Annotated in this window: 11 protein-coding genes; all 11 read right to left on the reverse strand. The window is 44.0% G+C overall.

The genetic code is table 11. From position 1 onward, the window contains the following. Positions 1–5: 5 nt before the first annotated feature. The 11 genes from smc to ACFX4I_RS03895 all read right to left on the reverse strand — a co-directional run bounded on the left by smc (position 6) and on the right by ACFX4I_RS03895 (position 13,802). Positions 6–3,569 (reverse strand): chromosome segregation protein SMC, encoded by a 3,564-nt coding sequence (smc, locus tag ACFX4I_RS03845; protein WP_377419258.1) that lies wholly within the window; start codon positions 3,567–3,569, stop codon positions 6–8. A gap of 24 nt (positions 3,570–3,593) precedes the next feature. Continuing rightward, positions 3,594–4,334, reverse strand: a complete 741-nt coding sequence (gene rnc, locus ACFX4I_RS03850) for a ribonuclease III (RefSeq protein ID WP_214790772.1) — start codon at positions 4,332–4,334, stop codon at positions 3,594–3,596. Positions 4,335–4,598: 264 nt separating this feature from the next. Further along, on the reverse strand, positions 4,599–4,832 hold the full coding sequence (locus tag ACFX4I_RS03855; protein WP_034313729.1) for an acyl carrier protein: 234 nt from the start codon (positions 4,830–4,832) through the stop codon (positions 4,599–4,601). A 57-nt stretch (positions 4,833–4,889) separates the two neighbouring features. Continuing rightward, entirely contained in the window at positions 4,890–5,633 is a 744-nt protein-coding gene (gene fabG / locus ACFX4I_RS03860) for a 3-oxoacyl-[acyl-carrier-protein] reductase (protein WP_230301370.1), read from the reverse strand. Next, a complete protein-coding gene (gene fabD / locus ACFX4I_RS03865) occupies positions 5,630–6,577 on the reverse strand; it encodes an ACP S-malonyltransferase (protein ID WP_230301371.1) in 948 nt (315 codons plus the stop codon). The genes fabG and fabD overlap by 4 nt, the downstream gene beginning before the upstream one ends. A 27-nt stretch (positions 6,578–6,604) precedes the next feature. After that, positions 6,605–7,591, reverse strand: coding sequence for a phosphate acyltransferase PlsX (plsX, locus tag ACFX4I_RS03870; RefSeq protein WP_230301372.1), 987 nt, complete (start codon positions 7,589–7,591; stop codon positions 6,605–6,607). Positions 7,592–7,615: 24 nt separating this feature from the next. Further along, entirely contained in the window at positions 7,616–8,173 is a 558-nt protein-coding gene (gene fapR / locus ACFX4I_RS03875; RefSeq protein ID WP_230301373.1) for a transcription factor FapR, read from the reverse strand. A 118-nt stretch (positions 8,174–8,291) separates the two neighbouring features. Next, positions 8,292–10,343 (reverse strand): ATP-dependent DNA helicase RecG, encoded by a 2,052-nt coding sequence (recG, locus tag ACFX4I_RS03880; RefSeq protein WP_377419260.1) that lies wholly within the window; start codon positions 10,341–10,343, stop codon positions 8,292–8,294. Continuing rightward, positions 10,340–11,224 (reverse strand): L-serine ammonia-lyase, iron-sulfur-dependent, subunit alpha, encoded by an 885-nt coding sequence (sdaAA, locus tag ACFX4I_RS03885; RefSeq protein ID WP_230301375.1) that lies wholly within the window; start codon positions 11,222–11,224, stop codon positions 10,340–10,342. Before sdaAA ends, recG begins: the two co-directional genes overlap by 4 nt. 38 nt (positions 11,225–11,262) lie before the next feature. Beyond that, entirely contained in the window at positions 11,263–11,925 is a 663-nt protein-coding gene (gene sdaAB / locus ACFX4I_RS03890; protein WP_098371044.1) for an L-serine ammonia-lyase, iron-sulfur-dependent subunit beta, read from the reverse strand. 206 nt (positions 11,926–12,131) lie between these two features. Beyond that, positions 12,132–13,802 (reverse strand): DAK2 domain-containing protein, encoded by a 1,671-nt coding sequence (locus tag ACFX4I_RS03895; protein ID WP_377419262.1) that lies wholly within the window; start codon positions 13,800–13,802, stop codon positions 12,132–12,134. Positions 13,803–13,805 lie beyond the last annotated feature (3 nt).

The raw sequence follows: 13,805 nt of genomic DNA on the forward strand, positions 1-13,805 counted from the left end.
GAATTTTAAACTTCAATAAAGTTTTCTGATTCTTCCATCCGGACGGAAACAAGTTTGGAGACACCAGACTCCTGCATCGTAATGCCATATAGGACATCTGCCTCTTCCATCGTGCCTTTGCGGTGAGTGATCACGATGAACTGTGTTTCCCTGCTGAACTTCCTTAAAAATTGACTGAACCGGACGACATTCGCCTCATCAAGCGCTGCCTCGACTTCATCAAGGATACAGAAAGGCACCGGACGCACTTTTAGAATGGAGAATAAAAGGGCTATGGCTGTCAATGCTCGTTCTCCCCCGGATAAGAGGCTCAAATTTTGCAGTTTTTTCCCAGGAGGCTGTGCAATGATATCTACTCCTGTATTTAGTAAATCATCCGGATTTGTCAGCTTCAGCTCCGCTCTGCCTCCGCCGAATAAAGCTTTGAAGACTTGTTCAAATTCTTCACGGATCGAATAGAAGGTATCAGCAAAGCGTCGCTTCATTTCATCATCCATTTCATCGATGACTTGGAGTAATGTATCTTTCGCCTGTTGAAGGTCTTCCTTTTGACTAAGAAGGAATTCATAGCGTTCAGCTACACGTGCGTATTCATCAATTGCACCTAGATTCACCGTCCCCAGTTCCTCGATTGCAAGCTTGATTAGCTTCACCCTTTTTTGAGCCTCTTCTGCAGGCAGCATCAATGGATACTGTTCTTTAGCACCTTCAAAGGAAAGGGTATATTCTTCTCTCAAGTGGTCGAGGCGATTTTCCAGTTCGACATCCAGACGAGTTAATTTCACTTCTTCATCTTTTATCACTTCAACAATGCCTCTATAAAGTCGATTTTCTTCTTTCAAGGACAGTTCAAGCGTTTCAACTTGCGTTAAAAGCTCGTTTTTTTCCTGTTTTTTTATGGTTATTCCTTCAATTGCTCCATTTTTATCGAGCAATTTCTGCTGAGCCATATCTTCCAGGGACTCTTCCCCGCTTGAACTGTCTGTCATTTCATTGGTCAGGAGCCCTAAATCATCTTTGTTTTCGGCAAGCCTGCTTGTTTCCTTTGAAAGATCCGATTCAATGCGTTCCATCTTCTCTTTTTGGTTTTGCAGCTGGCCGCGCTTGGAGGCAAGCATTACCCTTAGTTCATTCGTTTCTTCAGCAAGACTCTCTTTTGAGGATTGTTGAGATTGCTTTTGTTCGGTCATTTCGGAAATCAACCGATCCAGCCCTTCAATCTCAGTTTTACACGATTCCAAAAGTTCCTCCAACTCTTCAAGTCTTGCTGTTTTTTGCTGTTGTTCTTCCAAATATGAATTTTTATCCAAATCATAAAGATGCAGCCGTTCATTCACATTTCTTTCCTGAAGCTCCACTTCACGGAGTTCGCCCTTAAGGGTTTGTTCTTGTAATCGAAGTCTCTCTCCTGTTTTTCTGGTTTGTTCAAGCGTTTGCTCTTGAACACCCACATCCACTTTGAGCTGTTTGACTTGCTTTTCTAGCTGATTCGTTTTAGCCTCCATGGCAGCAAGTTTTTGATGGAGCTCTTCCAATTCCGTTTTCCTTGAAAGCAGGGAGGTCGTTTTTTGCTTTAAGGCTCCACCAGTCATTGAACCACCTGGATTGACGATATCCCCTTCAAGTGTTACGAAGCGGAAACGGTGCTGCATCATTTTCGCCAGGTCATTTGCACCTTTTAAATCAGTGGTGATCATCACGGTTCCTAATAGGTTTTCAGCAATCGCTGCATGCCTATCATCATATTGGATCAATGAGGAGCCCGTCCCCACAAAAGCTGAATGACTCTTCAGCATCGATAGTTGGTTAGCTGATATCTCTCTTGCCTTTATGACTGATAAAGGCAAGAACGTCGCACGCCCATACCTATTTTTCTTCAAGAAGGAAATGGCTTCCCGTGCATGCTCTTCGCGTTCCACGACAACATGCTGCATCGCTCCGCCCAGAGCCGTTTCGATGGCCGTTTCATATTCCTTTGGAACTTTTATCAATTCCGCAACTGCCCCTTCAATGCCTCGAAGGGTTTCTTTCGCTTTCAAAACCTCTTTTACACCTTGGAAAAAGCCAGCATAATCATCTTCCATTTCTTCAAGAAGTTCCTTACGAGATTTTGCCTGTTGAAGGAATTGATAGGCCTTATAAAGGGTGGTTTCTTGTTTTTGATACGTATCTTTTGCAGCATTCAATTTATTCTGCTGATTTCGGAAATAAGTGACATGCTCTTCAAGCTGCTTGGTCATATTTTCCATCAGCTGTGAATATTCCATTTTTCTAGCAGTGATATCCATTCTTTCGGTTAAGAACTTTTCATTTTCCATATCAAGTTTAGCATTTTTATGTTCCTGCTGCGTTAATTGCTGGAGCAGGTATTGTTTTTCGTTTTTAGCCGATGCTTGCTTGTTCAACCACTCGATATAGTCACTCTTTTTCGCTTCGATCATCGCTTCAATATCACTATTGAAAAGGCCTAGGCTTTTTTGTTTTTCATGTAAGGTTTCAGAAATCCCTTTCACTTCCAAGTTCAGTGCATTCAGGATTTCCGTTTCTCTTTCCTTTTGCAAAGACAAACGCTCGACGGCAGCCTCACCCTCCACAATCGCTTTTTCTAGCTGTGACTTGTTTTGGGCAGCATTTTTTTTCCGTTCTTTCAAAACCTCTTTACGGCCTTCAAGCTTTTCAAGTTCCTCGCTGGCATTCAGGAGAATTTCCTGAAGTCCATTGATCGATGTCTCAAGCGTCGCAAGACTATCCCTTAGTTTTTTGAGATGCGCTTCCTTGTCATGAAGCTGTCCAGCCATTTGCTGTTCCATTTCATTATGTTTTTCAAGTTCTTGTGACAGTTTTTCCCATTTTCCGTAAAGCTCTTCTATTTCAAAAACGGTTAAAGCCACTTCTATTTGCTCAAGCTCTTCTTTCTTTTCCAAAAATTCCTTGGCGAGGGAAGACTGAATTTTTAACGGCTCCACCTGCCCCTCCAATTCATGGAGGATATCATGGACACGGTTTAAGTTATCCTGTGTTTCCGTCAGCTTCGATTCCGCTTTTCGTTTTCTAGTTTTATACTTCAGGACACCGGCTGCCTCTTCAAAGATCACTCGTCTTTCTTCAGCCTTACTGCTTAGGATTTCTTCCACTTTCCCTTGGCTGATGATGGAAAATGCTTCTCGCCCAAGACCAGAATCCATGAAAAGGTCTATGATGTCTTTCAGACGGCAACCTTGATTATTAATGAAAAATTCACTTTCTCCCGATCGATATACACGCCTTGTCACACTGACTTCATGAAAGTCGATGGGCAGGGAATTGGTCTCGTTATCAAGGGTCAATGAAACTTCCGCAAAATTCAACGCTTTCCTCGTGTCACTTCCCGAAAAGATGATATCTTCCATTTTTGCTCCACGCAGTGATTTCGCAGACTGTTCTCCAAGTACCCATCGGACTGCATCGGTCACATTACTTTTACCGCTTCCGTTTGGTCCAACCACTGCCGTGACACCAGGTACAAAATCAATCGAAATTTTCTCTGCGAAAGATTTAAATCCTACAACGTCCAAACGTTTGAGGAACATGACCTTTCCCCCTCTACTGTTAAACTATCTTGTTGATTTTTTATCTTTTAAAACGATCAATGCATGCTCGGCAGCATGCTGCTCCGCTTCTTTTTTGGACTTTCCTATTCCAGAGCCCAGCTCTTCCCCATTAAGGGAGACGGTCGAAACAAACTCCCGATTATGAGCCGGTCCTTTTTCCTGCAAAATCTTATATTGCAGGACACCGATGGCATCCCGCTGGATCAGCTCCTGAAGCTGGCTCTTATAATCCATCACATGAGAAAAAGCACCCTCGTCTATCTTCGGAAACACGACATTCGTCAAAAACTGCACAACCGGCTCTAATCCTTGATCAAGGTACAAAGCACCAATGTAGGCTTCGAATACATCCGCAAGCATGGCAGGGCGTTCTCTTCCACCTGTCATCTCTTCCCCTTTTCCGAGTAATACATATTCCCCGTAAGAAAGGCTATTTGCAAAAGCAACAAGTGAAGGCTCGCACACAATGGCTGCCCTTAGTTTGGTAAGTTCACCTTCGCTCATCATCGGATATTTTTGATATAAGTATTTAGAGATGGTCAATTCAAGTACAGCGTCCCCTAAGAATTCAAGCCTTTCATTATCTTCATAAGGCTTACGGCGATGCTCATTCACATAAGATGAATGCGTAAAAGCTTGTTTTAATAGATTTTCATCTTTAAAATGAAAACCCAGATTTTCTTGCAACTGTTTAAATTTATTATCCTTGATTGATGGTTTACGATTATTTCCGTTCCTACGCATCACACAAAACCCTCCACAACGGTTCAAAAAGCATATTTTTCCAATATATAAAAAGAAACCTGGCAGGAATTCCTGTCAAGCTTTCCTATGTACCATCATACATTATTATCCCCTTAAAGAAAACTAATGGCAAAAGACCACTGCCATGCAGGCGGAACTTACCGTGTACATGCTCATTTCCTTATCTGCCTCTTCATCAAACTTCTTTAAGCAATAAGAGAAAGCCCCGTTAAAAAACGGAGCTTTTAGTCAAATGACAATTCATTACATAGTACTTTGTATGTAATTCACAGCATCACCTACTGTGGCGATTTTTTCAGCGTCATCGTCCGAAATTTCCATATCAAACTCGTCTTCGAATTCCATGACTAGTTCAACTACATCAAGGGAATCGGCACCAAGATCTTCTTTGAAAGAAGCTTCAAGTTTTACCTCTGATTCTTCTACGTTCAAACGATCTACAACGATTTTAGTTACTCTTTCTAATACATCTGCCAATGTGTTCACCTCCCCTCAAAACATTATAAATTAATTTCGAAAAAAATCAAAGAAAACTTACATGACCATGCCGCCATCTACATGAAGAGTTTGTCCAGTCATATATTTGCTGGCCTCAGAAGCGAGGAAAGACGCCACTGCAGCAATATCTTTAGGGTCACCGAACCGTGCAAGCGGAATTTGGTCCAGCATGGCTTTTCGGACGTCTTCAGGTAATTCACCAGTCATATCCGTTGAGATGAAACCTGGGGCAATCGCATTGACCGTAATGCCTCTTGAAGCAAGTTCCTTTGCCGTGGTTTTAGTCAGGCCGATCACACCAGCTTTAGCCGCTACATAATTAGCCTGCCCTGCATTTCCGCTGACGCCGACAATCGATGCCATATTGATGATCCTGCCGCTACGCTGTTTCATCATTTGCCTTGTAACCGCTTTGGTGCATAGGAACACGCCTTTAAGATTCGTATTGATCACTGAATCCCATTCTTCTTCTTTCATACGCATCAATAGGTTATCACGTGTGATGCCAGCATTATTGACCAGGATATCCACTCTGCCAAACTGTTCGACGACCTCTTTGATCATGCTTGTCACCGATTCACTATTTGCAACATCGCATTGTATGGCGAATGCTTTACGGCCCAATGCCTTGATTTCGTCAACCACTTCATTCGCTTTAGCTTCACTGCCAGAATAGTTGATGGCAACATCTGCTCCCTGACGGGCAAGTTCTAATGCAACTTCCCTGCCTATACCTCGTGAAGCTCCCGTTACAAGTGCTTTTTTTCCTTCGAGGATCATGCTTGTACCCCCTTCAATGTTTCAATTGTTTTAGTTAGAGTATCTATATCGGATACCGAGTGAATTTGAACGGAACGATCAATTTTCTTTATCAATCCGCCCAATACTTTCCCAGGGCCCACCTCGATGAACGTATCCACGCCCAATTCAAGTAGATTTTTCACACTGTCCTCCCAGAGGACCGGTGAATACAGTTGTTCGATTAATTTTTCTTTTATTTCGGCAGGTGCTGTAATGGGCTTAGCCGTTACGTTTGAAATAACAGGAATTTCTGCCTGATTGAAGCTTACTTCATCGAGGACACCCTGTAACTTTTCTGCTGCCGGTTTCATCAATTCCGAATGGAACGGTCCACTAACTTCAAGAGGAAGAGCCCGTTTAGCGCCATTTTCCTTGGCTTTTGCACTCGCAAGTTTAACGCCTTCCGAGGTGCCTGAAATGACGATTTGCCCTGGACAATTAATATTGGCCAATTGAACGGATTCCCCTGTGGCCGTAATTTCAGAAGTGACTTCAGATAGAGCTTCCCGGTCCATTCCCAAAATCGCAGCCATTGAGCCTTGACCATTAGGTACCGCAGCTTCCATGAATTCACCACGCTTACGCACTGTATATACGGCATCCTCAAAAGAAATTGCTCCAGATGCCACTAATGCCGTATATTCACCTAAACTGTGCCCGGCTGTATAATCGGGTTTGATCCCCGCTTCTTCCAACTCCTTGACAAAAGCATAACTCGTGGTCAATAAAGCAGGCTGTGCATTATAAGTCACCGTTAATTCTTGTTGTGTGCCATTAAAGATCAATTCGGAAAGTGGAAAATCAAGTTTTTCATCAGCTGTTCGAAAGATTTGCTGAGCACGCTCGTTTTCCTGAAATAAGCCATGCCCCATTCCTATTGATTGTGAACCTTGTCCTGGAAAGACAAAAGCAATTTTACCCATCTGTTACTCCCCTGCCTCTATGATTTATTATTGTTTTTCTATCGTCTCAGCAATTGTCGATATGACGTCATTTCCAACCATATCGCGAGTCTGGCGTATTGCATTATAGACCGCATTCGAATCTGAAGAACCATGAGCCTTAATGACAGGGGCCTTCAGACCGAATAGACCGGCACCGCCATACTCCGAGTAATCCATTTTATTTTTTATGCCTTTTAGTTCAGGCTTTACCATTGCTGCGGCCAACTTACTCTTGAGATTGCTCATCAAAGCCGTTTTCACCATTTTGAATACGCCCATAGCAGTACCTTCAAGCGTCTTTAATACCATATTTCCCGTGAAGCCGTCCGTTACGACAACATCTGCCGGCCCGTTCAGGAGGTCCCTTGCCTCTACGTTACCTATAAAGGATATCTCCGATGATTGCTGCAGTAATGTAAAGGCATGCTTTGTCAGTTCATTCCCTTTTTTTTCTTCTGTGCCAATATTAAGTAATCCGACACGGGGCTTTTCGATTCCCCGCACTTTTTGGGCATAAACAGACCCCATTATGGCGAATTGAAGGAGATGCTCCGGTTTCGCATCGGAGTTCGCACCTACATCCAGTAGCACAAAACCTTTACCATCGATTGTCGGAAGGGTGGGAGCCAATGCCGGACGTTCAATTCCTTCTATCCTTCCGACCACAAACAAGCCCGCAGCCATTAGTGCCCCCGTATTGCCTGAGGAAATGCATGCATCGGCTTCTCCGTCAGCCACTTGCTGTGCAGCCAATACCATCGAGGCGCTTTTCTTGCGCCGGACCGCACGAACCGGTTCATCGGTACTCAATATTTTTTCATCAGTATGTATAACCCTAATACGGTCATGTTTTGCTAAGTATTGGTTAATTTCAGCTTGATTGCCTATCAAGGTGATTTCCACATCGGAAAAATTCTCGACAGCTTTCATCGCTCCCAAAACCTGTGCCTCGGGAGCATTATCGCCACCCATGGCATCTATCGTAATCTTCATTTTCTTTCATCCTTTACTAGAAAGTTAAGAGCGATACATTTCGAACTCGCCTTTAAAAACCAGTTCATTACCCACGTAGCTTCTGACTTCCACCACGGAACGATCGTTGGTGTGGTCCACGCTTTTAACCCTCGCTTTAGCTACCACTCTTTCATTTTCCTTTACAGAACGAGTAAATAAAATGGATGCTTTTGCAGTTAATGCCAGTTCATCATTTATGACTGCTACAGCCAATGAATTCGCTTGGGCAAAAAGGTGATGTCCCCTTGCAATTCCATTCCGCTTAAAGACATGCTCTTTATTTATATCCAAAATCGAAATTGCGTTATCATCTAAATTAAGGTCAATTACTTCCCCGATGATTTCATCCAAAGGCAATGCCCTGATTTCGTCACTGAATTTTTTCTCGGCCACGCTTTTAATACGCTCACGCAGTTCCGGTATCGATAATTCAAGACGGTCAAGCCTAATGGTCTGGACGCTCACCGAATATCTTTCAGCCAGCTCCTCATCCGTTACAAAAGGATTCTGTTTAATCGTTTCGATTAATAATTGCTGGCGTTCCTTCTTATTTCTTCGCATTTGAAGGTCACCATCCGTAGTATTATGACTAGGTACTAATAGTAGTATATATATTTTAAAAACAGATTGCAAGATATTGCGTAAAATCTCACAATCTGCTATTGGTTTATCATTCAGTTCAGTCCAGCTTTTCTCCCGTGAATACGCCCGTCCCCTCTAAATAGTTCCGAAGCGGAGCATACTCCGGGGAATGCCAAAAGCTTTGGGAGGCAATCAACTTTGCTGCATCCGTCCTTGCCACTTCCAGGGTCCTGTAATCATGGACCATGTCGGCTACCTTGAACTCGGGAAGGCCGCTTTGTTTTTTACCGAAGAAGTCCCCGGGGCCACGAAGTTCCAAATCTTTTTCGGAAAGGGCAAAACCATCGTTTGTCTCAGTCATGATTTTCATCCGTTCTTTGCCGACTTCCGTTTTCGGATCAGCAAGCAGTATGCAAAAGGACTGATCACTCCCCCGTCCAACCCTTCCGCGTAACTGATGCAACTGTGAAAGCCCAAACCGCTCCGCATCATAAATGACCATTACCGTTGCATTTGGAACATTCACCCCAACTTCGACAACCGTCGTGGAAACAAGGATTTGTGCTTCATTGGCACTAAACTGCTGCATCACTTCGTCTTTTTCATCCGCGGGCAGCCTTCCATGCATAAGACCCACTTTGTACCTGTTCGCAAAGTATTGTGTCAGCATTGCATGAACATCGAGAACATTCTGTAATGAATCGAGTTTCTCCGACTCCTCAATCAATGGACAGATGACGTAAGCCTGTCTCCCTTTCTTTAGTTCCTTTTCGACAAAGGTTAAGATCCGATCAAGCATTTGGTGTTTCGCCCAATAGGTTTCTATCGCTTTTCGCCCGGCAGGCATTTCATCGATCGTGGAGACGTCCATTTCCCCAAACACTGTAATTGCAAGCGTTCGCGGAATCGGTGTAGCCGTCATGAAAAGGACATCTGGATTCGTACCTTTTTCACGAAGGATGCGGCGCTGTTCCACTCCGAAACGATGTTGTTCATCCGTTATGACAAGACCTAGGTTTTGAAAATTCACTTCATCCTGTATCAATGCATGAGTTCCTATCAAAAGGTCTAGCTCCCCGGATTCCAGCATTTGCAATAGTTCCTTGCGTTTTTTGCCTTTTACCGAACTTGTCAACAATGCGACCTTCACTCCACTCGGTTCCAACATTGCCTTCAGGGATTGAGCATGCTGCTCAGCCAAGATTTCCGTCGGGACCATAAGTGCACCTTGATAACCTGCTGTAATCGTCGCCTTCAGGCATATGGCGGCAACCACCGTTTTTCCAGACCCGACATCCCCTTGAAGTAGACGATTCATCCGGTAAGGAGATTTCATGTCATTCATTATTTCCTCGACGACCCTATTTTGAGCGTTCGTCAAAGGAAAAGGGAGAGTTCCAATGAAGGCTTCCAGCTGCTCCATGTCAAACTCCTGTCCTATCCCTTTAGACTGCTCCCTCTGCACTTTACGAAGTGCTTGCATTTTAAGTTGAAACAATAAAAATTCTTCATACACAAAACGGCGTCGAGCCTTTTTTACCTCATTGGCCGATAGAGGGAAATGCATGGTACGAAGAGCATCGTTACGAGGCATCAGTTTGTATGCCGCCAGTAATTGCGGGGGCAGATTCTCTTCTATCATTGCCCCATATTCAGAAAATGCATTGGAGATAAAGCGGCGGAGACCCTTGACAGTAATGCTGCCTTTCACTGAGTACACCGGTTCGAACTCTTTCTCCCGACTTTGATCACCAACGTGGCATTCCGACCCTGTAATGGTTTGGCGATGACGATCCCACTTTCCTGTAACCGTTACGGTTTCACCTATCGCAAGCTTTTGCTTCAGGTATGGCTGGTTAAAAAAAATGACATTTATTAAATATCTCCCAGTCAATACTTTAATCGTAAGCCTGGATTTTTTCTTTCCGAAGTACCCTAAAGTGGGCACCGTATGAACCTTACCTTCCACGGTAACACGCTCATCATGCTCGACCGTTTCCAAATCCCTCAATCGGTAATCTTCATAGCGATATGGGAGATGCTCAAGGAGATCCACGACGGTATGGATCCCCATTTCCCCCAACGCTGCCGCCGTTTCGGCCCCAATTCCTTTTACTGCTGTTATGGGTTCCTGTAAAGTTGGTTTCACTTCTTATTCAGCGGTAAGCCAAAGATTTTCGCTTCCAACTCCCGCCCAGTCGGTGTAGCCGCTAAACCTCCTTGTGCAGTTTCCCTAAGAGCCGCTGGCATCGTTTGCCCGATTTTATACATCGCATCAATCACTTCATCACACGGTATGCGGCTTGTGATCCCCGCTAACGCCATATCTGCGGCAACCATTGCATTGGCTGCACCCATGGCATTCCGCTTCACACAAGGCACTTCCACAAGCCCAGCAACAGGGTCACATACAAGACCAAGCATGTTCTTTAATGTGATCGCCATCGCTTCTGCACTTTGTGCCGGTGTCCCTCCTGCCATTTCAACGATGGCTGCCGCTGCCATGCCCGATGCAGAACCGACCTCCGCCTGACAGCCCCCTGCGGCTCCAGAGATCGAAGCATTATTCGCTACAACAAAACCAAAAGCTCCTGCTGTAAATAGGAACTCAATTTTTTGTTCCCGATTCGGTTTTAATTTATTTTGCAAAGCAAAAAGTGTTCCAGGCACAACACCAGCAGATCCGGCAGTCGGTGTTGCACAGATCGTCCCCATGGCTGCGTTCACTTCGTTTGTTGCCACGGCTTTGCTTACCGCATCCAACAGCAGTTCACCGGATAAGGAATTTCCGGATTTAATGTAATTCTGAAGAAGAACTGCATCCCCTCCCGTCAGGCCGGAAACGGAACGTACCCCTTGAAGTCCTTTTTCAACTGCCTGTTCCATTACATCCAGATTGACTCCCATCTGGCGGATGATTTCTTCACGGCTTTTTCCCGTTACTTCCATTTCCTGCTCTATCATCAGCGTTGAAATTCTTTTCTGCTTTGATTCAGCTAATTCTACTAATTCCGCTACATTTCGAAACATGATTCATTCTCCTTCCTAAGTGGAAACGATTGCCCTAATCAATCCACAATCCTTGCTACTTGAGTGATGTTGGGGAGTGCTGTAATTTCAGCGATAACGTGATCCTCCAGGTTATGGTCCACTTCAATCGTCATCAAGGCCATCTTCCCTTTCTCTTTTCGGGAGACTTCCATCTGGCCAATATTGATTTGATGCTTGGCTAATATGTTTGAAACATTGGCAATGGCACCAAATCGATCATCATGAACGACGAGTATGGCAGGGTTGTGCCCGGAGAGCCTCAATTTAAACCCATTCAGTTCGACGATTTCGATCTTTCCCCCGCCAATCGATATTCCGACAAGTTCCAGTTCACCATCATCATCACCAACTGTTATTTTTGCAGTATTGGGATGTTCCGGTACTGCTTCTTCTTCCCGAAAAGTAATTTTCATTTTCTTTTTGCGGGCTAGTTCCAGCGATTCTTTGATTCTCTCATCAAATGTATCAAAATCAAGTAAGCCTCCTACAATGGCTACATCCGTTCCATGGCCTTTATAGGTTTTGGCAAACGATCCGTAAAAAGAAATATGGGCCCATTTTGGTTCCCGGTCGAATAAATTCCTGGCAACCCTACCGATTCTTGCAGCTCCTGCTGTATGGGAACTAGAGGGGCCGATCATAACAGGACCAATTATATCGAATACACTTCTAAATTTCATGATTTGCTCCTCCTTCTTTACACTGGGAGTAGTTAAATAGTAAAGCCTGATATATTGTAATTACAAACACGCTGTCCGTAATCCTTCTTTTCAAAAAAATAAAACTGCATAGCCTAATGACATATGCAGTTTATTGCCTTTTATTTTTTTCAGGATCGTCCAAAAATTATGACGAATAAGTCTCCCTTACCTTCATGATCCTCTACTTATTCAATTGAAAAAATAAAAGAATATAAAGGTTGTTTCCCATTATGGACTTCAACTTCAACGTCTTCGAAATTCTCATTACAAAACGCAACAAGACTTTCGACATCTTCAGCAGTGGCATCTTCCCCATATAAAATGGTAAGGATTTCCGAATCTTCGTCAATCATATCGGAGAGAAGTTCTTTTGCCGCCTGAGTCATGTCTTTATCCTTCACTTTGATGGTGCCTTCAGCAATTCCCATGAAGTCCCCGGTCTCGATTGCTAGACCATCAATGTTTGTATCCCGGACAGCATAAGTAATCTGGCCCGTTTTCACATGCGAAAGGGCTTCGTTCATCGCCTTTTTATTCTCTTCAGCATCAAGTGAAGGGTTGAATGCCAACAATGCAGCCATTCCCTGTGGTACTGTTTTCGTTGGAATGACAGTCACATGATCCCCAAGCACATCTGCAGCCTGATTGGCCGCCATGATGATATTTTTATTATTAGGCAAGATGATGACATGATCTGCATATGCCTCTTCGACAGCTTTTACGATATCTTCCGTGCTAGGATTCATCGTTTGTCCGCCTTCGATGATGGACTTAGCGCCGATGCTTTTGAATAATTCGCTGATGCCAGCACCCATCGCCACTGACACTACTGCGTACTTCTCTTTGGTGGACGGTTTAGTTTGAAGCGGTGTATTCGTCTCACCGACAATCGCAGTATGCTGTTCACGCATATTATCGATTTTCATTTTTATTAAACTGCCATATTGCTGTCCATAATTCAGGCACGTGCCAGGCTTTTCAGAGTGAATATGTACTTTGACGACTTCTTCATCTGAGATGACTAATAAAGAATCTCCGTATTCACTTAAATCATTTCTGAATTTTTCTTCATCAAATGGTTTATTGGCAAGTTTTTCACTTTCCAATCGGACCATGAATTCCGTGCAGTAGCCATACACGATATCTTCCGTATTCATATGCCCTTGTATATTCATGTGATGTTCGGCACTGATCATGTCGTCCATGCTTGGACCATTTGAAGATCGGACTGGAAGGGCTTCCCCTTTCAGCTCAGCAAGGAAACCTTCATAAACGAACACCAACCCTTGCCCACCGCTATCAACGACTCCCACTTCTTTTAAGACTGGAAGAAGATCAGGTGTGCGTTTTAATGAGGCATTGGCCTCCGTAACGATTTCTTCCATTACTTGAATAAGGTCTTGGTGCCTGGCTGCTGATGAAACCGCTTGCTTGGCTGCATCTTTTGCAACCGTTAAAATGGTTCCTTCAACAGGTTTCATTACAGCTTTATAAGCTGTCTGAACCCCTGCTTCAAAAGCTTGGGCAAATTCTTCACTATTGATTTCCGATTTATGTTCAATCGCTTTAGCAAAACCGCGGAACAGTTGCGAAAGGATTACTCCTGAATTGCCGCGTGCGCCCATTAGCAGTCCTCTTGAAAGGGACGTACCCACTTTCCCGATGTGTTCCTGGACGTTATTTTGCACTTCCTTCGCTCCCGAAGTCATCGATAAATTCATATTCGTTCCTGTATCTCCATCCGGAACAGGGAAAACATTCAACGCATCAACCATTTGGGCATTAGCCGCTAAATGGTTGGCGCCTTGAATGATCATTTCTGCAAAGCGCTTTCCGTTTAAACTTGTAATTGACACAAA

The sequence above is a fragment of the Peribacillus sp. YIM B13472 genome (assembly GCF_042788005.1).
GTDB lineage: Bacteria > Bacillota > Bacilli > Bacillales > DSM-1321 > Peribacillus > Peribacillus simplex_E.

Coding starts and splice junctions, on each gene's coding strand:
- smc (WP_377419258.1), bottom strand. CDS start 3,569: ATGTTCCTCAAACGTTTGGACGTTGTAGGATTTAAATCTTTCGCAGAG.
- rnc (WP_214790772.1), bottom strand. CDS start 4,334: ATGCGTAGGAACGGAAATAATCGTAAACCATCAATCAAGGATAATAAA.
- fabG (WP_230301370.1), bottom strand. CDS start 5,633: ATGATCCTCGAAGGAAAAAAAGCACTTGTAACGGGAGCTTCACGAGGT.
- fabD (WP_230301371.1), bottom strand. CDS start 6,577: ATGGGTAAAATTGCTTTTGTCTTTCCAGGACAAGGTTCACAATCAATA.
- plsX (WP_230301372.1), bottom strand. CDS start 7,591: ATGAAGATTACGATAGATGCCATGGGTGGCGATAATGCTCCCGAGGCA.
- fapR (WP_230301373.1), bottom strand. CDS start 8,173: ATGCGAAGAAATAAGAAGGAACGCCAGCAATTATTAATCGAAACGATT.
- sdaAA (WP_230301375.1), bottom strand. CDS start 11,224: ATGTTTCGAAATGTAGCGGAATTAGTAGAATTAGCTGAATCAAAGCAG.
- sdaAB (WP_098371044.1), bottom strand. CDS start 11,925: ATGAAATTTAGAAGTGTATTCGATATAATTGGTCCTGTTATGATCGGC.